This window comes from Saonia flava (assembly GCF_011927795.1).
Lineage (GTDB): Bacteria > Bacteroidota > Bacteroidia > Flavobacteriales > Flavobacteriaceae > Saonia > Saonia flava.
Map to the genome: position 1 here is coordinate 2,406,506 of NZ_JAATJJ010000001.1, position 23,965 is coordinate 2,430,470.

The window sequence follows — 23,965 nt, forward strand, 5'->3', positions numbered from 1 at the left end:
TAAAGGCCTATATTAGTTGATGAAAGAGAAAAAAAATAGAAAGGATGGCAATTATATAAGCTGTCCGCAGATTGAATGAATAAAAACAAACAAGAAAAATACGATAAAGCATATTTACGAATGGCCGAAGAATGGGGCAAATTGTCCTATTGTAGGCGTAAGCAAGTTGGAGCTATCATTGTAAAGGATAGAATGATTATATCTGATGGCTATAACGGTACCCCAACAGGATTTGAAAATTTTTGTGAAGATGAAGAAGGGTACACCAAATGGTATGTATTGCACGCAGAGGCCAATGCCATATCAAAAGTGGCATCCTCCACACAATCTTGTGAAGGTTCTACGTTATATATAACATTGTCCCCTTGTCGGGAATGTAGCAAGTTGATACATCAATCAGGAATTAAAAGGGTAGTCTATAAAAAGGCTTACAAAGATGATTCGGGATTAATTTTTTTGGAAAAGGCGGGTGTGGACCTGACACATTTACCCAATATTGAGAATATTTCTTAACAACCTATAAAATGAACAAAAAATATAACTACTTATGGCCTGCAATCATTGGCACAGCTGTGGCCATTGGTATTTTTATAGGCGGAAAGCTTCATTTTAATGATTCACCAGAGAAACTATTTACCACAAACTCAAAAAAGGACAAGCTAAACAGGCTTATTGATTATATAGATTTTGAGTATGTGGATGAAATAGATACAGACAGTATTGTAGATGTTACGGTCAACAACATTTTAAACAAATTAGACCCCCATTCTGTCTATATACCAAAACGGGAGATGAAAGAGGTTTCGGAGAACATGAAGGGCGATTTTGTTGGGATTGGGGTAAATTTCTACATGTATAAGGACACTATATCGGTTATTAGAACCGTTGAAAATGGTCCAAGCTCCCGGAAAGGCATAAAAGCAGGTGACCGTATTTTGGTTGCGGACACAGATACTTTATATGGTAGGAAATTACCCAATGATACCATTGTAAATAGATTAAAAGGAAAAGAAGGAACCAAAGTAAAACTTAAAGTATATCGAAAGAGCGAGGATAGATTTTTCACCGTGGATATTAAAAGAGGAGTGGTTCCCATTAGAAGTGTGGAAGCCTATTATATGATGACCCAAGACATGGGTTATATAAAAGTAAATAGATTTGCGGAGTCCACTTTTTCAGAATTTAAAAATGCATTAACAGAACTAAGAAAGCAAGGGGCAAAAAAGCTGACCTTGGATTTAAGGGACAATCCAGGAGGATATCTGGGGATTGCCGAAAAAATGGCAGATGAATTTCTAGAGGATGGTAAATTGATTCTATTCACTAAAAATAAAAAGGGAAAGATAGACAAAGCCTTTGCCACAGATAAGGGGAGTTTTGAGGATAAACCTGTTTATGTGCTGATAAATGAGCGTTCCGCCTCTGCAAGTGAAATTATTGCAGGAGCCTTACAGGACAATGATATAGGAACCATTGTGGGGAGAAGGTCGTTCGGAAAGGGATTGGTGCAAAGAGAAATGGAATTGGGCGATGGGTCGGCAGTTAGATTAACAGTTTCCAGGTATTATACCCCAACAGGTCGTTCCATACAAAAAACCTATAGTAATGGGAATAAGGACTACTACCAAACATTTACAGATCGCTACCATACCGGGGAGTTGGTTTCTGTGGATAGTATAAAGGTGGCAGATTCATTAAAATTTACAACCCCAAAGGGCAAAGTGGTCTATGGCGGTGGAGGTATAATTCCAGATGCATTTGTTCCAATTGGCAACAATGAGGAAGAAACAGTGAAGACCTTGGAAAGTATAGGATTTATATCGTATTATGTTTTTGAACATTTGGACAAGAACAGACTACAGTATAAAGATTATACCCAATCAGAATTTGTAGATAATTTTAGAGTTGACGACATATTGTTTGAAGATTTCATCAATTATTGTGAGCGATCACCAGAGGTGAGAAGGCTACAATTAAAATATTATGATTTAGAGGATAAAATAAAATTATATTTAAAGGCATCCTTGGCGGAACAGTTGTTTTCTAAAAATAGTTATGCCAAAATAAAAGGAGAAGGGGATGATATGCTTAATAGAGTACTGGAGTTGGATGCCCCAACATTATACCAAAAAGAGGCAGACTCAATTGAGGCCATCAATTAATCTTCATCCAATTTTTTCTCTATCTTTTTAGATGTAATATAGATGAGAAGTAGGACAATGGCACAAAGGCAAGCAACAATTCCTATCAATGCAATTAGACTATCACCCAACAAAGGGTTTTCAAAATCTATCAAAGTGGCATTATAGGCAATCAAAGCAACCGCTAAAATCATTAATATTATGGTAAGTGTTCTACTCATTGCTATTATTTTTAAAAAAGTTGATTGATGTTTGCCGCAAATAATTTCACTGAAATGGCCAATAAAATTACCCCAAATACTTTTCTGATTATATTCAGCCCATTTTTACCCAAAACGTGCTCTATTTTTTTTGAAGATTTTAAGACCAGATAAACAAAAATAATATTTACTAAAATGGCAACAATAATATTTTCCACATAATATTCGGCCCGTAAGGAAAGTAAAGAGGTCATGGTTCCCGCTCCAGCTATTAAGGGAAAGGCAATTGGGACAACAGAAGCACTTTCAGGCTCATCATCTTTATATAGGGTAATGCCCAAGATCATTTCTATGGCCAAAAAGAAAATAACTAGGGCTCCGGCCACGGCAAAGGAGTTTACATCAATCCCGATTAACTGCAGAATTTCTTCCCCCACAAATAGAAAAGCTATCATTATGCCACCAGCTACCAAAGTGGCCTTTCCAGACTGGATATGACCTACTTTATTACGTAGGCCTATGATAATTGGAATACTTCCCAAAATATCAATTACAGCAAAAAGAATCATACTTGCTGTGATAATTTCCTTAAAGTTGAAGTTCATTTTGAACCGAATTTAGATTTCGTGCAAATTTACGTTTTATAGAAAGCTTTTGGATCTTTTGAAGAAAAATAAAAGAGATTGTTGATGTTGTAAAAAGGTATCTTTGCCAATATAAACGCAAGATATGTTTCAGTTAGGAAAGACCATTGTATCCGAGGAAATAATAGAAAATGAATTTGTATGCAATCTAAGTGCATGTAAAGGAGCGTGTTGTATTGATGGCAATGCTGGTGCCCCTGTCGAGGATTCTGAAACTGAGATTTTAGTTGATATCTATAAAGACGTTAAGCCATTTTTAAGGCCAGAAGGTATTGCTGCCATAGAAGAGCAGGGCGCATTTGTAAAAGGTGATGATGGAGAGTGGGAAACCCCTTTAGTAAACGAAAGCGAATGTGCCTATGTTGTCTTTTCTGAGAATGGTATTACCAAATGTGGTATAGAAGAGGCCTATAACCAAGGGGCCATTTCATGGAAAAAACCAGTTTCTTGTCACTTATATCCTATACGGGTAAGGGAGTATACAGAGCTTACCGCCGTAAATTACCATAAATGGGAAATTTGTGATGACGCCTGTAGTTTGGGAAAAGAATTGCAAGTGCCAATTTACAAGTTTGTTAAAGAAGCATTGATAAGAAAATTTGGGGAAAAGTGGTATGCGGAGTTGGAAGAGGTCGCAAAAGAACATACTAAACCGTAGGAATATATAGGATTACCGTTGTTCCCGCAGGTTGGTTTTCATCATCATACAAGTCTACCATTTCTACTTCAAAAGAATTTTGATAATCTTTTGAGAAATTAGCCAGACGCTCTTTGGTTATATCTATTCCAACGGATTTTCTTTTTAGAACTTTACCTTCCTTTATTTTTTGGGCCATTTCTCTTCCTACTCCATTATCACTGACACTTATTTTGGTGAACCATTGATTTTCCTTACTTATATGAAGCTCTATTTTCTTTTCCCCTTCTTTTGAAGACAAACCGTGCCAAATGGCATTTTCCAAAAATGGCTGTAAGATAAGCGAGGGAATTTTTATGTTGTGAGTATCTATTGCATCATCAATGCTTATTTTAAAATCAATTTCATTGGAAAAACGAATATTCTCAATATTCATATAAAGTTCAACCGTTTCCAATTCATCGGCCAATGATATTTCTTTCATGGATGAAGCCTCCAAAATTTTCCTTACCAATTTGGAAAATTTGTTTAGATAGTGAACGGCATTCTTTTTTTCGTTGTTAATTATATAAAGTTTAATGGAGTTAAGAGAATTAAATAAAAAATGCGGGTTCATTTGGCTGCGAAGCATGCTTTGCTCCAAGGTCAAGACTTTTTTCTCATTGTTTAATTGGTATTGTCTATATAAAATATAAAGTATACCTGCTAATAGAGCCAAGGCTAGTCCGCTTACCAAAAGTGTAGTGTTATTTTTTCTTAACTTAAGTTGTATTAGTTCATTTTCTTTTGCCAATGCCTCCATTTGGTTTTTTGTTTTCTCAGCCTCATAGCGCATAATGATATCATTGACATATCTGATATTAAGATTGTTGGAAATTTTCTTTTCTAGTCCCTTTGCTTCCTTATAATAAGCAATGGCGGTTTCAAAGTCACCTTTTTTCTCGGAGAGTTCGGATAGAAATTTAACCGCTTCAGCCTCGGCATCTGCCAGATTGTATTTTTGAGCTATTTCCAACCCCTTTCTAAGGTTATTTTCAGCTTCAGAGTACTTCTTTGTATGGATATAGGTCCACCCTAAATTAATTAGTATTTCTGAAATAATGGTTTTGTCACCCAACCGTTCGGCCAATGGGAGTATGGTTTCTAGAAGAGATAGGGCTTGCTCAGGTTTATCTTGATGAACATAGACATGTGCAATACTATATTGACATATAATCCTTCCCTTTTCCGATTTGATTTGATTGTTGTATTTAAGGGAAATATTAAAGTTTTCCAGGGCCTCTGTCAACTTATCCTGGGCTTCATAGCACTCTCCAATATTGTGGTAGTTTATGGCCATTCCCAAAACATTACCTAGTTTCTTTTCGTAAATCAACGATTCGGAAAACTTGGCTATGGCCAAATCATACTGTTCCATTCTTTTGTAAATATTCCCTATTCCATTTAAGGATACATTAATGCTTCTTAATATCTCTGTTGAAGGATTTTCTATTGTTTCGGCAAGAGAAAGAGCTTCTTGGGCAAAATCTAGTGCGGATTTTATAGAATCTGTTCTGCGATATACTACGCTTAGCATGTTTAGACTAAATATTCTGAATTCAATATTGTCAGCTTCTACGGCCACTTTTAGAGCCTCATTATGAAGTTTTATGGCATTTCCAAACTGGGAAATATCCCTATATTTTCTTCCAAGTTGGTTCAAGGCATAGGATTGGCCAACTAAGAATCCTTGTTTTGCCGCTTTATTGGCAAAATAACGCATATAGACAGTATCAGTCCTTTTTGGTTTTAAATAGGCGTCCAGCTCATTATAAGTTATAGGCTTGGCCTTTATAAGACTATCTGTAGTTTTAATAAATGAACTTGATACAGTTTGTGCAAAACTTTGAATGCACCACAATGAGAGAAAAAATAAAATAAAAATGCTTCTCAGAGACGCATCCGTAACCAATTTTTTTTTGGGAATTAAATTAAGGGGAATGATTACTGGCATATATTATAGCAAATCTAGAAAATCAGATTTTTTTTGTCTAGAAACAGGTATTTTATGGTTGGATTGTAATATAACATATCCATCCGTTTTAAGAAATTCTTTTATTTTGTTAAGGTTGATTATGTAGGAGTTGTGAATTCGAAAAAAGGAATCACTGGGCAGCAATTCGTTCACCTCTTTTAATTTTTTGGTAAGTACTATTTTTTGACCATCGGACAAGTATATTGTGCTGTAATTCCCATCAGATTCAGCATAAAGAATTTCATCACTTTCTAGGAATAACAATTTACCATCGGTATTAATGGTTACTTTCTTTTTTAGAGAATTGGAATTAAAATTCAAGAGAATACTTTCTAATTTTTCGGCAGTAAAGTTTTTGGAATTGAATTTTTTAATTTTAACAATGGTATCCTTGAGGTCGTCTGTGTCTATGGGTTTTAAAAGATAATCTATTGCCTCATTTTTTAATGCTTTTATGGCATATTGGTTATAAGCCGTGGTTATGACTACGGGAAATTCTTTGTTGGTAAGCTTTTGGATAAATTGAAAGCCATCCATAACGGGCATTTCTATATCTAGAAATAGACAGTCAGGTGTGTGTTTTCCCAAATAAGCCAAGGCTTCATGGGCATCCGTAAAGGAAGCCACCACTTTAATCTCATCACTAAAGTTGGTCAACTCCCACGAAAGGCTTTGTATTGCCTTTTCTTCATCATCTACCAGTACTGCTTCTAACATAGATTATGGAATGTAATCAAAAATAGCTTTATTGTATATCAATTGCTCAAAAAGATGTGCGAATGGGGATATTTTAAGTATTAATGGGGTTAATATAATTAAAATCAGCATATGGGCACTATTTAAATGTAGGAGTATTACCACAAAAACATGTAATCCTAATTTGTTGATAATCAGCACATAACATACAGGTTGTTGTGTTGGTAAATTGAAGATGCCATTCATACAAAATTTACTGCCATTTATACATAATGTTAATTTTTAGGAAAATCTGCCCTATATCTTTATTCCATAGTTTAATGCAGAAATGTTCAACTATATTAAATAATTGATTCAAATGAGAAAATGTGTATTAATGTTTGCGGCTTTTTTAATTGTTTTGATTATTGCCGTGGCAACAAATGGAAAAAGCAACAATAGTTTGGATAGTGATGTTGCCATGGAGAACACAGAGACAAATATGATACTGGACAAAAAATAGTTTTGTACAAGTATTAAGTGAGAGAACAATGAAAAAAATTAACGCCACCAAATTATGTTTAACCTAGTAAATAGAATAATAAGGACCAGTCTTTGGCTTTTGGCCCTTGTGCTCTTTACTTCTGGGAAGTCCACAGGTGTATTGCCAGGAGCAAAATTAGAAATTGGAAATTATGTCATAAATGCTTCTGGAGACCTGCAAAAAGAGTTTCAGGGAGAAATTGAATTTGAAGAAGTAATAATAAAATCTATAAAAGGGGTTGAGTACAGTACATTGAGATTAAACTTAAAAAATAGATTAAATGGACAAGTGCATTCTATGCAATTTTTAATTTCTAAAGAAAGAAAAAATAAAAACAACATAAGAGAGGGTGTATATAGAGTAGGGAATCATATAGAAGGTTTCATTAATTGTTTTGATGGTGTTTTTGGATTTGCAAACATTAAGAGTTTTGGAGAATTACCATTTTTTGCAAATTCTGGAAAAATAAGGATAGAACATGTAGGTCAGGACGTTTTAAAAGGCTCAATTGCGGTAACAATGAAAAACACCAACAATAATGAAATAAATATTCAAGGAAGTTTTTCCGCAAATAAAAAGAAATAAAAAAAGAAATATCAAGCAGAAATTACGGTTCACATAAAAGTACTTTAATAAAGTGCTTTTTCAATGTTACTGCAATTAATTTGAAGAGTCAAGTCCACGAGCTGGATTTGTTAAATTGCACGGTTTTAGGTTTCGGGGGAACTACCTAAATCAGCTAAATCAATTTAAGGGCAAATGTAATGTTGGGTGGACCGTAAAGTTTGATAACCGATTGCTTCTTGAAGGAAATGATAAACCAAAAAGTATAATGTTTTTATACTTTTTGGTTTATTTTTTTTAATATATATTCAATGTGATTTTTTTGTAAAAATCTAATTTTTAAAAAGGTCAACAAACATCACTTGCCAGCCTAGATTTCAACAACAGGTGTTAAAAACTTTGTAATTGAAATAATAAAAGGGGCTTCATAAATCAATTCCATTTTCTAATCTTTGTTAGTCCCAAGAGCAAGGTATTTTCTATCTTCTCCAACAACACTTTAAAATCAATAAAATGTCAGACGCTATAGAGCCTATTTTGCAGGAAAACAAGAATAGATTTGTAATATTTCCAATTCAACACCACGATCTTTGGGAATGGTACAAAAAACAAGAAGCTTGTATTTGGACTGCTGAAGAAATAGACCTTCACCAAGACTTAACAGATTGGAATGATAAGTTAAGTGATGATGAGCGTTATTTCATTAAACATATTTTGGCCTTTTTTGCTGCTTCTGATGGTATTGTCAATGAAAATTTGGCAGAAAATTTTGTGAATGAGGTTCAATACTCCGAGGCAAAATTCTTTTATGGTTTTCAGATTATGATGGAGAACATTCATTCTGAAACCTATTCCTTGTTGATAGATACTTATGTAAAAGATGAAGGTGAAAAAGACAAGCTTTTTAAGGCTATAGAAAATTTCCCTGCAATTAAGTTGAAGGCAGATTGGGCATTAAAATGGATTGACTCCCCAAGTTTTGCAGAGAGATTGATTGCTTTTGCTGCGGTAGAGGGTATTTTCTTTTCTGGGGCGTTCTGTTCTATATTTTGGATGAAAAAAAGAGGATTGTTGCCCGGACTTACTTTTTCCAATGAATTAATTTCTAGAGATGAGGGAATGCATTGTGATTTTGCCGTGCATTTGCATAATCACCACTTGGTGAACAAGGTTCCTAAAGAACGTATTACAGAAATTATTGTAGATGCCTTAAACATAGAAAGAGAATTCATAACAGAATCCCTTCCTATTAGTCTTATAGGTATGAATGCTAAATTAATGACCCAATATCTGGAGTTTGTTACGGATAGGCTTTTGGTGGAGCTTGAGTGCGAAAAGGTCTATAACTCCTCTAATCCTTTTGATTTTATGGATATGATTTCCCTACAAGGAAAAACAAATTTCTTTGAGAAAAGAGTATCAGAGTATCAGAAGGCAGGAGTGTTGAACAAAGACAAAGATGAGGATTCCCAGAAAATTAGTTTTGATGCTGATTTTTAGAGAATAAGGAATAACTGGCCCTTCCCAAGCATTATTGGGAGTCTTAAGGTATTTTACATTTAATCTTAGATTTCACGACAAGATTAGATTCACTAACTAACAAATTATAAAACAATTGTAGCTGCATGTATGTATTAAAAAGAGATGGAAGAAAAGAGCCAATGATGTTCGACAAGATCACGGCCAGGGTAAGAAAATTATGTTATGGATTAAATAACTTGGTTGATCCAGTTAAAATATCAATGCGGGTCATAGAGGGCTTGTATGATGGGGTAACTACTTCTGAGCTGGATAATTTGGCGGCAGAAATAGCGGCAACCATGACTACCACGCATCCAGATTACGCAAAACTTGCTGCCCGTATCTCTGTTTCTAACTTGCATAAGAATACAAAAAAGTCCTTCTCGGAAACAATGAAGGATCTTTATGAATATGTAAATCCAAGAACTGGTAAGAAGGCACCTTTGTTGTCAGATGAGGTCTTTAAGGTGATTTCTGAAAATTCGGAAACACTGGATTCCACAATTATTTATAACCGAGATTTTGGCTACGATTATTTTGGTTTTAAAACTTTGGAACGTTCCTATCTCTTAAAGTTAAACGGTAAAATTGCCGAGCGTCCACAGCACATGTTAATGAGGGTTTCTATAGGAATCCATTTAAATGATTTGGAGGCAGCAATTGAGACATATGAGCTTATGTCCAAAAAGTATTTTACCCACGCTACACCAACTCTTTTTAATTCTGGAACACCAAAACCACAAATGTCCTCCTGTTTTCTTTTGGCAATGAAAGATGATAGTATAGATGGGATATACGATACTTTAAAACAAACAGCAAAGATTTCACAGTCGGCTGGAGGTATAGGATTGTCTATACATAATGTTAGGGCTACAGGTTCTTATATTGCGGGAACAAATGGAACCTCTAATGGGATTGTACCTATGTTGCGTGTTTTTAATGATACAGCAAGATATGTTGATCAAGGTGGCGGAAAGCGCAAAGGTAGTTTTGCTATTTATGTAGAGCCATGGCATGCAGATATTTATGATTTCCTAGACCTTAAAAAGAATACTGGTAAAGAAGAAATGCGAGCAAGGGATCTTTTCTATGCCATGTGGATTCCGGATTTGTTCATGAAAAGAGTGGAAGCAAATGAAGATTGGACATTAATGTGTCCAAATGAGTGTCCAAATCTTTTTAATAACCACAGTGAAGCTTTTGAAGAATTATATTTAAAGTATGAGTCTCAGGGTAAAGGGCGTAAAACAATTAAAGCAAGAGAACTCTGGGAAAAAATATTGGAGTCACAAATAGAGACTGGAACTCCTTATATGTTATACAAGGATGCTGCTAACCGTAAAAGTAACCAAAGAAATTTAGGTACTATTAGGTCATCCAATCTTTGTACAGAAATAATGGAATATACATCTCCCGATGAGGTGGCAGTATGTAATTTGGCTTCTATAGCGTTGCCCATGTTCATTAAAAATGGTGAATTTGATCATAAGGAATTATTTAGAGTTACCAAGAGAGTGACTAAAAACCTCAACAGAGTAATAGATAGAAATTATTACCCTGTTAAAGAGGCCGAAAATTCTAATATGCGCCATAGACCAATTGGTCTTGGGGTTCAAGGTTTGGCGGATGCTTTTATTATGCTGCGCTTGCCTTTTACCAGTGACGAAGCAAAGAAATTGAACCAAGAGATTTTTGAGACGTTATATTTTGCTGCTGTTACAGCTTCAATGGAAGAAGCTAAAACAGAAGGGGCTTATTCCTCCTATGAAGGTTCTCCCATATCCCAAGGTGAATTTCAACATAATTTATGGGGAATTAAGGATGAAGAACTTTCTGGACGTTGGGATTGGGCAAAGTTGAGGAAATCAGTAAAAAAACATGGTGTTCGCAATTCCTTGTTGGTTGCTCCAATGCCTACAGCTTCCACTTCTCAAATATTAGGAAACAACGAATGTTTTGAGCCTTATACATCCAATATATATACCCGAAGAGTGTTGTCTGGGGAGTTTATTGTGGTAAACAAGCATCTTTTGGAGGATTTAGTAAAACTGGGTCTGTGGAATGAGAATTTAAAGCAGGAATTGATGAGGGCCAACGGTTCTGTTCAACATATAGATGTTGTTCCTGATGATATTAAAGAGCTTTATAAAACGGTATGGGAACTAAGTATGAAAGATATCATTGATATGTCCAGACACAGAGGATATTTCATAGATCAAAGCCAGTCTTTGAATTTGTTCATGGAAAACGCCAACTATTCCAAACTTACTTCAATGCATTTCTATGCTTGGAAAAGTGGACTTAAAACGGGCATGTACTATTTAAGGACTAAATCCGCTGTAGACGCTATTAAGTTTACCTTGGACAATACCAAAAAGAAAGAAGTGCCAGTGAGTATAGCTGCGGAAGCTGAGGTGACTGCTGCGACTCCAGAGGCTGCGGCAGCCCTTAAAGTTGATGTTGAACCAGCAAGCCAACAAGAAGTGGATATACAGCCTATGACAGCTGAAGAAATGAAAGCAATGATTGCAAGGGCTAAAGAAGGCCAAGCAGATGATGATTGCCTCATGTGTGGGTCTTAAACCCAAAGCAAAGCTATTAAAAAAATGCCTTAGAAAAACTCACCCCACCATGGAGTTTCTAGGGTGTTTTTTGTTATATGAAGTTTGTATATGATTATTAAAAGTAGAACAAATAACCACCTACTACTTCTTCAGAAATGTTTTTAAGACTCTAGTTGAAAACACAAATAGGGTAGCATAAATGACCAAGAAAAGAATGTAATTGTCCATAATTAGGGGTTTTTTAGAAAATTTCTTATTATATGTACGTTTAAAATCTATTTATGGATTAAGAAATCCTTAAAATAATATGTTAAAACTGATATTAACGTATTTATTTATGTGCTTTTTTACATTTAGCATAACCTATTTTAACGATTATATAAACAAAACAGTAAGGCCAAAATACTATTGGATACTATCCCATTGGAATTTTGTTTTATTTAAGCATAAAATTACTTCAATGGAATATTAATGCTGTAAATATTTAGGCGGATTGCTTTTTTGGCTCGTCAAGTAAGTAAATAGTGTAGATGAAAGAATTTTTGTAAAAAAATGCTGTTCACTTAAAACATATAACCCCCACCAGCATGAAAAACAGATGAGGGTTATTATTTCAAATAAATATTATTCTATTATATAGACCAGGCTTTGCCACCTGTAAGTTCTTGTAAGTCGCCACAGGCAATATACTCAGGCCCAGGTACTGGTAAGTACGCTAGAACTTGTTCGCCAACATATTCAGAGGTCTTATAGGCATATATGGTATTCTCCCTAAGATTGTTTGCAAAAGCAAATCTTGCGGCAGAATCATCCAAAACAACCGTTTCATCTTCGGAAAGGGCTTCCATGTAGGCTTGGATACTCTCAAAATAAGTTTCTTGCTCCTCTTTGCCAATTTTTAAAGAACTGGCCAAAACGGGCTCTAAGTCATCTGCAGTAAGGTCTAAGGCATTTGTTTTGTTAGAGTCTGTCAAAGCTTTGTCAATAAACTTCCCCATGGTCATTTTTATGAAGTCCTGTTGTTCTTTTTCCATCACTTCATTCATGAATTTATCCAAAAAAACATGGACATTTACTTCTGAGGCAGAAGGAGTGTCTGTTTTGGGAAGAACTATATCTACCAATTGTTTTAGGACAGAACCTTCATCTGGAGTTAAATAATCTGGAACCCACTCTGCAACTTTTTCGTTCTTACAACTTTGTACTAGACCTAACAAGGTGGGTGCAGCAATGGTATACCCCATGGCAAGTCCCATATTTTTTAGTGCAATTCTTCTATCCATTATATATTTCCTTTTTTAAGTTCGTTTACAGCATGTTCAGCAGCTCTTGCTGTAAATGCCATGTAGGTTAATGATGGGTTTACACAACTAGCGGATGTCATAAAAGAACCATCAGTTACATAAACATTTTTTACAGCATGTACTTGGTTGTTTCCATTTAAAACGGAAGTTCTAGGGTCTCTTCCCATACGCGCTGTTCCCATTTCATGTATTCCAAGACCAAGTGCACTTTGTCCATCAAAAGGTTGAACATCTCTAAGGCCTGCTTTCTCTAGCATTTCTACACCTTGAATTTTGATGTCCTCTCGCATTTTATATTCATTTTCACCATATTGTGCATCAAAAGTAACTGTTGGCAGTCCCCAAGCATCCAATTTATCATAATCCAAGGTCATTTTGTTGTCATGATAGGGAAGGACCTCGCCGAAACCACCCATTCCAAAAGTCCAGCCGCCTGGCTTAAGAATACTTTCTTTAAGGTCTTTTCCGTAAGACATTTCTGCAATGGAATTTTCCCAATTGCCCCTTCCAGCTGCGCCTTGATATCCGTATCCACGGATAAAATCCTTACTATTTGTCTTACCTCCTAAATTTCTGAATCTAGGAACATAAACACCTCCCGGTCTACGACCTTTATAATATTTATCTTCATAACCATCCATTTTTCCACCAGCACCAACATTTAAGTGATGGTCCATAATATTTCTTCCTAATTCACCAGAATCGTTGCCCATTCCATCAGGGAATCGGTCTGATTTTGACTGCATCAATATAGAAGTAGATGCTATTGCAGAAGCACAAAGGAAAATTACTTTTGCCTTAAACTCATAGGTCTCTTTTGTTATTCTATCTATTACTTTTACTCCTGTTGCTTTTTGGGTATCGGCATCATACATTATCTCATGCACAATACTATCGGGTCTCAATGTTAAGTTTCCAGTGCGTTCCGCTGCCGGCAATGTAGAAGAATTACTACTAAAATAAGCTCCAAAAGGACATCCCCTACTACACCTATTTCTATGTTGGCAACGTGTACGTCCATCAAATTGTTTGTCGCTGTTTATGTGGGCAACACGTCCTGAAGTAATTACTCTGCCATCAAAATTTTCCGATACTTTTTCCCTAACATGTTGTTCAACGCAATTCAATTCAAACATGGGTTCAAATTGTCCATCTGGTAACTGGGGCAATCCCAATTTTTCTCCTGTAACACCTATATAAGACTCTACTTTGTCATACCAAGGAGCAATGTCTTTATATCTTACCGGCCAATCTACGGCCATGCCATCTACTTTGTTTGCTTCAAAATCTAAATCGCTCCATCTATAACTATGGCGTCCCCACATAATGGATCTTCCACCAACGTGGTATCCCCTCATCCAATCAAATCGTTTGGTCTCATTGTAGGGATGTTCTAAATCGTTTACAAACCAATCTCTTATGGAAGCATCTGTAGTATAACCGGTCCTGTTTTGTTTTTCTTGTTTGGAAAGGTCTTCTCTACTTGGTCTTCCATTATTTGGAAAATCCCAAACATCCATATGGGCAGTTTTGTAATCCTCAATGTGTGTTACCATTCTCCCACGTTCCAGGACTAATGTCTTTAACCCTTTTTCACATAATTCCTTGGCTGCCCAGCCACCACTGATACCTGTACCTACAACAATCGCATCATACGACTCCTGTTCTTCGTTAAAATAGAATTTACTCATTTATAAAATTGTTTATTTCATAAATTTATTAAATATAAAATTAATTCTTTACATTTATTCGCTACTCTTTTTAGTAGAGTCACACTATAACGTTGTAGAGCATTGATTAATATTAAAATACAAAAATGAAGTTAAGGAGTATTTTTAAATACATATGTGTTTTTGGCATGATGTCATTGTTGTTGGGAGGGCTTTCATGTAAGGATTCAAAGAAAAAAGAAGCTGAAGTTGTTGAGGAGACTGTTGTAGAAGACAAACCTTTCTTTAAGATTTCATTGGCGCAATGGTCTATTAATAAAATGATTAGACAGGATAGCGTGGACCCGTACACTTTTGCAGAAAAAGCAAAAAATTGGGGTTTTGATGGCTTGGAATATGTTAGCCAATTATATTATCCAGAATTGGAAGCTGCTAATTTTTCGGAGGAGGCCATGGCCTCCTTTGTGGAAAAATCCAATGCTGAAGCTAAAAAACATGGGTTGGAGAATATTTTGATAATGATAGATGGTCAAGGTGATTTGGCAACTTCTGACACAGAGAAAAGAAAAGAAGCTGTAGAGAACCACTATAAATGGGTGGATGCTGCCGCTGACATGGGATGTCATTCTATCCGTGTAAATTTGGCTGGGAGCAACGATGAAGAGGAATGGATAGCGAATTCAGTGGATGGACTAACCCAATTGGCTACCTATGCAAAGAAGAAAAATATCAATGTCATAGTGGAAAACCATGGGGGCTTGTCTTCTAAAGGCAATATGCTGGCAAAGGTTATGGATGAAGTTGGCATGGATAACTGTGGAACCTTACCAGATTTTGGTAATTTCTGTGTTAAAATGGAAAGAAAAGATGATAAATGGGAATGTGCGGAAATGTATGACATATATAAAGGTATATCAGAATTAATGCCTTATGCCAAAGGAGTTAGTGCAAAAGCATACAATTTTGACAAAGATGGAAATGAAACAAGAATGGATTACGAAAGAATACTTAAAATTGTTAAGGATGCTGGATATAATGGTTATATTGGAGTAGAATATGAAGGATGGGACCTAGGTGAAGAGGAAGGTATTTTGGCAACAAAAGAACTTTTGTTAAATGCCGTAACCAAACTAAACTAAAACCTGTTGTAAAAGATTACATGAAAGTTTTTTTTAACCAACTGTTTGACTACAATTTTTATTGCAACAAAAAACTTATAGATGAGTGCAGTACCTTGAACAGCGCTCCAGAGAAAAGCACCCAATTATTTAGTCATATGCTAAACGCGCACCATATTTGGAATGCAAGAATTATTGATAAAAAACCAACGTATGGTGTTTGGGATGTTCACCCCATTAAGGATTGGGGAGATATTCATTATGAAAACCAAAGAAGTTCTTTCGAAATTATAACCAATGCGGACAATTTTGAAAAAAGAATAGATTATGAAAACTCACAAGGGAGATTGTTTGCCAATACACTTAACGATATTTTGTTTCATATTATAAATCATTCAACCCATCATAGAGGACAAATTTTGATGGATTTTAGAAACAATGGCATAGAACCGCCTTCATTGGATTATGTCTTTTACAAACGATAACTTAAGATTAACTAACGATAAATTAAACAACCAAAAAACAAGTAATTATGAGTAATGATGTAGTAAATAAAAACAAAATTTTCTTAGCTGCGTGTATCTCTTTGATAGTAACGTCAATGACGTTTGCAATTCGTGCGGGAATACTTTCGCAATTGGGCCTAGATTTTGAAATTTCAAACGAGAAATTAGGGTGGATAAATAGTATGGCTTTTTTGGGCTTTCCCCTAGCAATGATTTTGGGAGGGTTAATCTATAATAAAGTTGGAGCAAAAAAATTGCTTTTTGTCGCATTTATATGCCATATTTTGGGCTTAGTTCTCACTATTTTCGCAGGAGGCTTTTGGACTCTAATAATTTCTACGTTTTTTATAGGTTTTGCCAATGGTTCTGTGGAAGCCGCATGTAATCCATTGATTGCGGATATGTATACCAATAACCGTACGGCTATGTTGAACAAATTCCATGTTTGGTTCCCTGGGGGGCTTGTTATTGGTTCTTTGGTGTCAAAGTTTATGACAGATGCTGGTATGGGTTGGCAATTGCAAATTGCCACTATGTTTATACCAACCTTAATTTATGGTTTTCTAGTTTTTACCCAAAAATTTCCAAAATCAGAAAATATAGAATCAGATACATCTGCAAATATTAAAGCTTTGGCCAATCCCTTGTTTTGGTTTATGATGGTTTGTATGACTTTAACGGCCACCTCAGAGTTTATTCCACAACAATGGGTAGAAACAATATTAGGTAGTTCTGGCGCTAGCCCTATGCTGGTATTGGCCCTTGTTACAGGTATTATGGCTTTAGGGAGATTTTTTGCAGGGCCAATTGTTCATAGATTAAATCCAATAGGTGTGCTATTTATGTCGGCCATTATTACGGCCTCTGCCATTTACTTTATGAGTGTTGCAGAAGGCGGTATGATATACTTTGCAGCAGCTTTGTTTGCATTGGGTGTTTGTTATTTTTGGCCTACCATGATTGGTTTCACCTCTGAGTACACTTCTAAAACTGGAGCCTTAGGGATGTCTTTAATGGGAGGTGCCGGTATGTTCGCCACTTCCATTTGGAACCCAATTATAGGTTCCAGATTAGATAATGAAAAAGCTACAGCATTAGCATCAGGCCTTGAAGGAGCGGTTGCAGACGTTGCTGCGGGCAAGGCGGTCTTGGGCTTTATGGTCTATTTCCCACTGACCTTAGTAGTGCTTTTTGGAATCCTGTTTTTTATGAGAAAAAAAATAGAGAAGAAAAGAATAGGGCACACAGCATAAAAGAGAATATAGTATAGTTTTTTAAAATTGAATTGAAATATGCCAAAGAAGATTAGATTAGGAATTTTAGGAGGGGGAGGAGATTCCCTTATTGGAGTGTTACATAGGGTTGCATCCTTCATCAATGATAATTATGAAATTGTAGGAGGATGTTTTAATCCGGATTGGGATGCCAACATTGCTTTTGCAAAAGAAATAGATGTCCCAACAAATAGAATATATAAGGATTTTGACACCTTGGTTGAGGAAGAACTAAAGCTTCCAGCGGAAGAACGAATACAGGTTTGCTCTATACTTACGCCCAATTTTCTACATTTCCCAATGGCTAAGAAGTTGTTAGACAATGGATTTCATGTTATCTGTGAAAAACCTATGACAACTACATTGGAAGAGGCCAAGATTTTACAAGAAGCCCATAAAAAGGCAGGTACTGTGTTTGCACTTACACATACCTATACTGGATATCCTATGGTGCGCCAAATGCGGGAAATGATTAAGGCTGGCGTCTTGGGAAAAATACATAAGGTAGATGCTCGTTATTATCAAGGATGGATAAATACCATTATTCACGATAAGGAAAAACGTTCATCTGTCTGGAGGTTGGATCCTAAAAAGGCGGGGATCAGTTCCTGTATGGGGGACATTGGGGTACATGCCTTTAACTTGGTTGAATTTACCACAGGTTTAAAGGTAAAATCTCTATTATGTGATTTTAACTATCTCTATGAAGACAACCAAATGGATGTGGATGGTACAGTTCTTATCCGTATGGGAGACCATGTAAAGGGAGTAATACGTGGTAGCCAGGTTGCTACAGGTGAAGAGAACGGGTTGGCTATTGCTATCTATGGCGAAAAAGGAGCTTTCCGTTGGGAGCAGGAAAAACCAAATTTCTTATATAAAATGAGTGATACAGAACCTTTACAAGTTTATAAACCAGGGCATGCCTATAATTCTGAACTGTCGTTGGATGGAACAAAACTTCCAGCAGGTCACCCAGAAGGAATCTTTGATTCCATGGCGAATATTTATAAAGGAGCAGCAAAGGCCATTAGAGGTGAGAAATACAATGATGGGGAATTCCCAACTATGATTGATGGTGTAAGAGGAATGAACTTTATAGAAAGCACCGTGGAATCTCACAAGAATGGAAATACTTGGATAGAAATGGAATAGAATTCCAAAAAATTTAAAATAAAAAAAGCCGCTTTATAGTGGCTTTTTTTATCAATTATCTTTCAAAAACCTTCTCGAATTTTTCACATACAACAATCATACTTTCTCTAGGCACCCGACTAAAAGGCTCCAATTCCCTTTTGTAATATTCCCAATGGGTTTTTTTCCAATAATCAAGGCTTTGGTCGCCTTCCCCCTCTATTTGAGCATATGAAGCATCAATACTAAAAAAGGGCTTTAACCTAACTTCGGTCGTTCTCAGGATGCATTGTGCTTTTCCTTCCCAATCCGTCATTATGGTAAAGTCGCCTAACTTGGGAAGGGCTTCATTTCGATATTGTAGCCCCAGTAGAGAATGCGAAGTGGCTTTCTTTTTGTTCGCCATGACTAATTTTGCACATTCGTTGGCATCTTTTTCATTATCGCAAAAATGCACCACCTTGGGCGTATTCACAAAAACATGCTCTAAATGGGTGTCTAAATAATCTCCCCATAAATTTCTGGCCGAAGCGTTATCCATTGTAAATTATTGTTCTAAATTCCTTAGTAATCCCTATATTTATAACTTTCCTTTTTGAAATTTATTGAGTAAATAAAAATCAACTAAATATAAGGCATAATTCTTAAACACTACCAGAATACAAAACGACCATAATATATTGAATGAATGAAAACAATTAAAGGACCTGCCGTTTTTTTGGCACAATTTGTAGATAGTGAAGCACCCTATAATTCTTTGGACGGACTATGTAAATGGGCATCCGATTTAGGGTATAAAGGAATTCAAATTCCAACATGGGAATCATTTTTAATTGATTTGGATAAAGCTGCAGAAAGTCAAACCTATTGTGACGAGCTTAAAGGGAAAATCAATTCCTATGGACTGGAAATAACGGAACTCTCAACTCATTTACAAGGGCAATTGGTAGCTGTGAATCCAGCTTATGATGCAATGTTTGATAGTTTCGCCCCAGATGCTGTAAAAGGGAAGCCCAAGGCCCGTACAGAATGGGCAGTAAAGACAGTAAAGAATGCAGCAACAGCAAGTAGACGGTTGGGTCTTAATGTCCATGCAACATTTTCAGGCGCATTGCTTTGGCATACAATGCACCCTTGGCCACAACGCCCTGCTGGATTGGTTGAAATGGGATTCGCAGAATTGGCAAAAAGATGGCTTCCCATCCTAAATCATTTTGATAAAGAGGGTGTAGATGTCTGTTATGAAATCCATCCCGGAGAAGATTTGCACGATGGGGATACCTTTGAGCGATTTTTAGAAGCAACAGGCAACCATAAAAGTGTAAACATCTTATATGACCCTAGTCATTTTGTTTTACAGCAGTTGGATTACATTACTTATATAGACCATTACCACGAATTTATTAAATCTTTCCATGTAAAGGATTCGGAATTTAATCCTACAGGTAAAAAGGGAGCATTTGGAGGCTATAATGATTGGGGAAACCGAGCAGGTAGATATCGTTCTTTGGGAGATGGACAAATAGATTTTAAATCTATTTTTTCAAAATTAACTCAATATGGATGTGATGTTTGGGCCGTAATGGAATGGGAATGTTGCATAAAGAGCCCTGAACAGGGGGCTAGAGAAGGCGCCAAATTTATTCAAGACCACATCATAGAGGCCACTGAAAAGACATTTGATGATTTTGCCGGAGGAGATACAGATAAAGAATTGCTTAAAGGAATCTTAGGATTATAAACCGACTTAGATATATGAAAAACATTTTATGGATGACAGCATTGGTGATTGTATTAACAAGCTGTAAGGAAAAAGCAAAGGAAACCCTTGAAATTACAGAAACAGAGGCTGTTACTGAGGAGGTTAATGAGAAATGGATTACCCTGTTTGATGGAACTTCTTTTGATGGTTGGCATGTGTATAACGGAGAAGGTGTTCCTGACGTTTGGAAATTGGAAGATGGTGCTATGGTATTCTCTCCAACTAAAGAGGGGCATGGTGAAGGAGCCAATATAGTGACAGATAACGAGTATACAGATTTTGTACTCTCTATAGATTGGAAAATAGGAGAAGGAGGCAATAGTGGTATCTTTTGGGGAGTAAAGGAGTTAGAGGCTTTGCCGGAAGCATATCAATCAGGACCAGAAATACAAGTATTGGATGATGAAAGACATCCAGATGCAAAAGTGGGAGCTACTCATCAGGCAGGGGCCTTGTATGATATGGTAGCACCTTCCTCCAAGGATGTTGTGAACCCCGCTGGGGAGTGGAACACCTGTGTAATTACTATTAACCATAAGACCAATGAAGGTATTATTGTATTGAACGGTGAAGAAATTGTTACTTTTCCTGTTAATGACCCTGAATGGTCAGAAATGGTTTCCAAGTCAAAGTTCAATGGCTGGGAGCATTTTGGAAAATATGCTACAGGTAAAATAGGCTTGCAGGACCATGGAAATATGGTGGCCTTTAGAAATATAAAAATCAAAGAACTTTAGTATGAAAAAGTATTGTGTAGGGGCATTGGCCCTATTATTATTTATTGCTTGTCAAGAGCAAGCAAAAGTCGAGTCAGTTGTTGAAGAAGGCCCAAAAGTAATTGTTCATGAAGAGTATATGGGCGAGGGTGAGCCGACAAAACCTGAAGAAACCGAATTTTACGAACCCAAGGTGCCACAAGTATCCCCAGCTGTCAATGGAACTCCTCCTAGTGACGCCATAGTCCTTTTTGATGGAACCAATTTTGATGAATGGGTCATGTTGAACGATAGTACAGAGGTTGTATGGCATTTAAACGAGGACAAAAGCATGACGGTGAAGGACAAGACTGGATTTATACAGACCAAAAGAAATTTTGGGGACATACAACTGCATATAGAATGGAGATCCCCTGCCGAGATAAATGGAGAGAACCAAAGTCGAGGAAACAGTGGTGTTTTTATTTCAGGATTGTATGAGGTACAAGTTTTGGACAATAACAATAATCCAACCTATGTAAATGGGCAAGTGGCGTCTTTGTACAAACAGCATGTCCCTTTGGCCATGGCTTCCGTACCCACAGGAGAATGGAATTCGTATGACATTATTTATCATGCCCCTGAGTTTAATGACGAAGGCGGAAAGATTAAATCTGGTACGATGACCGTAATTCATAACGGTGTATTGGTACAGGACCATGTTGAACTTAAAGGAACCACACCTTATATTGGATGGCCAAAAAACCCACCACATGGAAAGGGACCTATTCAATTGCAAGATCATGGTGATAATAGTAGGGTAAGCTTTAGAAATATTTGGGTGAGAGAGCTATAATCAACGAACAAATATTCAATCAAAGAAAAAGAAAACATCCCCAAGTTTCTGACTTGGGGATATTTAGTTTCAAAAAATCTTTTATCTACCTTTGCCACATTAAAATCAGTTTATGATTCAGTCCATGACAGGCTTTGGGAAGCATGTAATACAACTTCCATCAAAAAAAATAACTATTGAGATTAAATCTTTAAATAGTAAAAATTTAGATTTAAATGCCAGAATTCCATCTAATTATCGAGAAAAGGAATTGGAGCTCAGAAAAATAATAGCCAATTCTTTACTAAGGGGAAAAGTAGATTTTGGGCTGTATATAGAGCTAACGGGTAATGAGACAACCACTAAAATAAATGAGGAAGTCGTAAAAACATATATGGACCAATTGGGAAATATGGCCAATGGGGATAATCTTAGGTTGTTGGATATTGCCATGCGGTTGCCAGATGCACTTAAAACAGACAAGGCGGATATAGATGAAGAAGAATATAAAACCATTCAAGAAGTACTTAAAAAGGCATTATCCGAAATAAACATATTTAGGACGGAGGAAGGAAAAGTCTTGGAAAAAGACTTCATAACACGCATATCATCTTTACAAGAGTTATTGGAAGAGGTTAAAAAGATGGACGTTGAAAGAATTGGCACTATACGGGAGCGTTTGGAAAAAGCAGTGGCTGATTTAAAGGTTGAATTGGATAAAAATAGGTTTGAACAAGAACTTATCTATTACTTGGAAAAATATGATATTACCGAGGAAAAAGTAAGATTAAAGAACCATTTGGATTATTTTTCATCTACTTTGACTTCAGCGGACTCCAATGGAAAAAAACTTGGGTTTATCTCCCAAGAAATAGGAAGGGAAATTAACACAATTGGTTCCAAGGCAAATTTTGCTCCCATGCAGCAATTGGTTGTCCAAATGAAGGATGAGCTAGAAAAGATTAAGGAGCAAATGCTAAATGTTCTGTAATGAAAGGGGGTAAGCTTATTATATTTTCGGCACCATCGGGTAGTGGTAAGACCACCATTGTACAGCACCTATTAAAACAGGAGGAGCTAAATCTTGCTTTTTCGGTATCTGCTACATCAAGGCCTAGAAGAGGAAAAGAAAAACAAGGGGTAAATTACTATTTTATGTCCATTTCCCAGTTTAAAAAGCATATAAAGGAAGATGATTTTATAGAGTGGGAGGAAGTGTATAGAGATAATTTTTATGGCACTTTAAAAACCGAGGTGGAACGACTTTGGGCAGAAGGTAAGAATGTTATTTTTGATATTGATGTAGTAGGGGGACTGCGTATAAAAAAGAAGTTTCCAAAAGAAACATTGGCAGTTTTTGTAAAACCGCCAAGTGTTGACGAGCTTAAAATTCGTTTAAAAAAGCGCAGTACTGAAAGCGAAGAAAAAATAAATATGCGAATAGCTAAAGCCTCTGTAGAATTGGCAACCGCACCACAATTTGATAAAATCATAAAGAATTACGATTTGGATACCGCCTTGGATGAAGCCCATCAATTGGTTGCGGATTTTATTGGAGTAAAAAGAAAATAAAAAGATGGCAAGAATTGGACTTTATTTTGGCACGTTCAATCCTATACACATTGGTCATTTGGCAATTGCCAACCATATGGTAGAGTTTTCCGATCTAGACGAAGTATGGTTAATCATTACTCCACAGAGTCCTTTTAAAACAAAAAAAACACTGTTAGAAAATCATCATCGATATCAGATGGTTTATGAAGCCACTAAAGAATACCCTAAATTAAAGCCCAGTAAAGTAGAGTTTGAACTTCCTCAGCCAAATTATACTATCAATACATTGGTTCATTTGGAGGAGAAGTATGGTAAGAGACATCAATTCTCATTGATAATGGGGGAGGACAACCTAAAAGGGTTTCATAAGTGGAAAAATTATGAGGTTATCTTGGAAAACCATGATATTTATGTGTATCCCAGAATAACAGATGATATTAATGAGCATCAATTTAAGGGTCAATCAAAGATTCATGTTGTAGACGCTCCCATCATGGAAGTTTCATCTACTTTTATTAGAAAACAGCACAAAGCAGGAAAAAATATCCGAGCATTATTGCCAGATGCTGTTTGGAAGTATATGGACGAGATGAATTTTTATAGATAGAA

24 protein-coding genes are annotated in these 23,965 nt (G+C 36.2%); 17 read left to right on the plus strand and 7 right to left on the minus strand.

Annotation, left to right across the window (positions count from 1 at the left end; all coding sequences use genetic code 11):
* The first annotated feature begins 75 nt into the window (after positions 1–75).
* Positions 76–513, plus strand: coding sequence for a deoxycytidylate deaminase (locus GGR42_RS10515; RefSeq protein ID WP_167963630.1), 438 nt, complete (start codon positions 76–78; stop codon positions 511–513).
* A gap of 11 nt (positions 514–524) precedes the next feature.
* A complete protein-coding gene (locus tag GGR42_RS10520) occupies positions 525–2,162 on the plus strand; it encodes a S41 family peptidase (protein WP_167963632.1) in 1,638 nt (545 codons plus the stop codon).
* Here GGR42_RS10520 and GGR42_RS10525 read toward each other — a convergent pair.
* Entirely contained in the window at positions 2,159–2,362 is a 204-nt protein-coding gene (locus GGR42_RS10525; protein WP_167963634.1) for a hypothetical protein, read from the minus strand. The two genes, GGR42_RS10520 and GGR42_RS10525, sit on opposite strands and share 4 nt — an antisense overlap.
* Positions 2,363–2,373: 11 nt before the next feature.
* Positions 2,374–2,946 (minus strand): MarC family protein, encoded by a 573-nt coding sequence (locus GGR42_RS10530; RefSeq protein ID WP_167963636.1) that lies wholly within the window; start codon positions 2,944–2,946, stop codon positions 2,374–2,376.
* Positions 2,947–3,070: 124 nt separating this feature from the next.
* Between GGR42_RS10530 and GGR42_RS10535 the strand changes: the two genes are divergently transcribed.
* Complete coding sequence (locus GGR42_RS10535; RefSeq protein WP_167963638.1) at positions 3,071–3,643, plus strand: DUF3109 family protein; 573 nt, start codon at positions 3,071–3,073, stop codon at positions 3,641–3,643.
* On the opposite strand, the gene GGR42_RS10540 is transcribed toward GGR42_RS10535, so the two are convergent.
* A complete protein-coding gene (locus GGR42_RS10540; RefSeq protein ID WP_167963640.1) occupies positions 3,633–5,615 on the minus strand; it encodes a tetratricopeptide repeat protein in 1,983 nt (660 codons plus the stop codon). The two genes, GGR42_RS10535 and GGR42_RS10540, sit on opposite strands and share 11 nt — an antisense overlap.
* A 3-nt stretch (positions 5,616–5,618) precedes the next feature.
* On the minus strand, positions 5,619–6,353 hold the full coding sequence (locus tag GGR42_RS10545) for a LytR/AlgR family response regulator transcription factor (protein ID WP_167963642.1): 735 nt from the start codon (positions 6,351–6,353) through the stop codon (positions 5,619–5,621).
* A gap of 337 nt (positions 6,354–6,690) precedes the next feature.
* Here GGR42_RS10545 and GGR42_RS10550 point away from each other — a divergent pair, with 337 nt between their 5' ends.
* From GGR42_RS10550 to GGR42_RS10565, 4 genes are all read left to right on the plus strand, one after another.
* Positions 6,691–6,834: a hypothetical protein gene (locus GGR42_RS10550; RefSeq protein WP_167963644.1), complete on the plus strand. Its 144-nt coding sequence runs from the start codon at positions 6,691–6,693 to the stop codon at positions 6,832–6,834.
* A gap of 54 nt (positions 6,835–6,888) precedes the next feature.
* Positions 6,889–7,440, plus strand: a complete 552-nt coding sequence (locus GGR42_RS10555; RefSeq protein WP_167963646.1) for a hypothetical protein — start codon at positions 6,889–6,891, stop codon at positions 7,438–7,440.
* 492 nt (positions 7,441–7,932) lie between these two features.
* Entirely contained in the window at positions 7,933–8,919 is a 987-nt protein-coding gene (locus GGR42_RS10560; protein WP_167963648.1) for a ribonucleotide-diphosphate reductase subunit beta, read from the plus strand.
* Between the two features lie 125 nt (positions 8,920–9,044).
* The gene (locus GGR42_RS10565; RefSeq protein WP_167963650.1) at positions 9,045–11,522 is read left to right on the plus strand and encodes a ribonucleoside-diphosphate reductase subunit alpha; all 2,478 of its coding nucleotides are present in this window, start codon (positions 9,045–9,047) and stop codon (positions 11,520–11,522) included.
* 614 nt (positions 11,523–12,136) lie between these two features.
* Here the strand turns inward: GGR42_RS10565 and GGR42_RS10570 are convergent.
* Together GGR42_RS10570 and GGR42_RS10575 are read right to left on the minus strand one after the other, a co-directional pair.
* Positions 12,137–12,787 (minus strand): gluconate 2-dehydrogenase subunit 3 family protein, encoded by a 651-nt coding sequence (locus GGR42_RS10570; RefSeq protein ID WP_167963652.1) that lies wholly within the window; start codon positions 12,785–12,787, stop codon positions 12,137–12,139.
* The gene (locus GGR42_RS10575) at positions 12,787–14,499 is read right to left on the minus strand and encodes a GMC oxidoreductase (RefSeq protein WP_167963654.1); all 1,713 of its coding nucleotides are present in this window, start codon (positions 14,497–14,499) and stop codon (positions 12,787–12,789) included. Before GGR42_RS10575 ends, GGR42_RS10570 begins: the two co-directional genes overlap by 1 nt.
* Positions 14,500–14,624: 125 nt before the next feature.
* Between GGR42_RS10575 and GGR42_RS10580 the strand changes: the two genes are divergently transcribed.
* The 4 genes from GGR42_RS10580 to GGR42_RS10595 are packed head-to-tail and all read left to right on the plus strand — an operon-like array spanning position 14,625 to position 18,531.
* Positions 14,625–15,617: a sugar phosphate isomerase/epimerase family protein gene (locus GGR42_RS10580; protein WP_167963656.1), complete on the plus strand. Its 993-nt coding sequence runs from the start codon at positions 14,625–14,627 to the stop codon at positions 15,615–15,617.
* 20 nt (positions 15,618–15,637) lie between these two features.
* Positions 15,638–16,081 carry a DinB family protein gene (locus tag GGR42_RS10585; protein ID WP_167963658.1) on the plus strand — a complete coding sequence of 148 codons (444 nt, stop codon included), beginning with the start codon at positions 15,638–15,640 and terminating at the stop codon, positions 16,079–16,081.
* A gap of 47 nt (positions 16,082–16,128) precedes the next feature.
* On the plus strand, positions 16,129–17,355 hold the full coding sequence (locus GGR42_RS10590; protein ID WP_167963659.1) for an MFS transporter: 1,227 nt from the start codon (positions 16,129–16,131) through the stop codon (positions 17,353–17,355).
* A gap of 39 nt (positions 17,356–17,394) precedes the next feature.
* Entirely contained in the window at positions 17,395–18,531 is a 1,137-nt protein-coding gene (locus GGR42_RS10595) for a Gfo/Idh/MocA family protein (protein ID WP_167963661.1), read from the plus strand.
* 55 nt (positions 18,532–18,586) lie between these two features.
* On the opposite strand, the gene GGR42_RS10600 is transcribed toward GGR42_RS10595, so the two are convergent.
* Entirely contained in the window at positions 18,587–19,051 is a 465-nt protein-coding gene (locus GGR42_RS10600) for an ASCH domain-containing protein (protein WP_167963663.1), read from the minus strand.
* A 147-nt stretch (positions 19,052–19,198) separates the two neighbouring features.
* Between GGR42_RS10600 and GGR42_RS10605 the strand changes: the two genes are divergently transcribed.
* The 6 genes from GGR42_RS10605 to nadD all read left to right on the plus strand — a co-directional run bounded on the left by GGR42_RS10605 (position 19,199) and on the right by nadD (position 23,963).
* On the plus strand, positions 19,199–20,251 hold the full coding sequence (locus GGR42_RS10605; protein WP_167963665.1) for a sugar phosphate isomerase/epimerase family protein: 1,053 nt from the start codon (positions 19,199–19,201) through the stop codon (positions 20,249–20,251).
* A gap of 14 nt (positions 20,252–20,265) precedes the next feature.
* Entirely contained in the window at positions 20,266–21,009 is a 744-nt protein-coding gene (locus GGR42_RS10610) for a 3-keto-disaccharide hydrolase (RefSeq protein ID WP_167963667.1), read from the plus strand.
* Between the two features lies 1 nt (position 21,010).
* Entirely contained in the window at positions 21,011–21,823 is an 813-nt protein-coding gene (locus GGR42_RS10615; protein ID WP_167963669.1) for a 3-keto-disaccharide hydrolase, read from the plus strand.
* A gap of 112 nt (positions 21,824–21,935) precedes the next feature.
* Positions 21,936–22,793, plus strand: a complete 858-nt coding sequence (locus GGR42_RS10620) for a YicC/YloC family endoribonuclease (protein ID WP_167963671.1) — start codon at positions 21,936–21,938, stop codon at positions 22,791–22,793.
* Positions 22,793–23,374, plus strand: a complete 582-nt coding sequence (gene gmk, locus GGR42_RS10625) for a guanylate kinase (protein ID WP_167963673.1) — start codon at positions 22,793–22,795, stop codon at positions 23,372–23,374. The genes GGR42_RS10620 and gmk overlap by 1 nt, the downstream gene beginning before the upstream one ends.
* Before the next feature lie 4 nt (positions 23,375–23,378).
* A complete protein-coding gene (gene nadD / locus GGR42_RS10630; protein WP_167963675.1) occupies positions 23,379–23,963 on the plus strand; it encodes a nicotinate (nicotinamide) nucleotide adenylyltransferase in 585 nt (194 codons plus the stop codon).
* Positions 23,964–23,965: the final 2 nt, after the last annotated feature.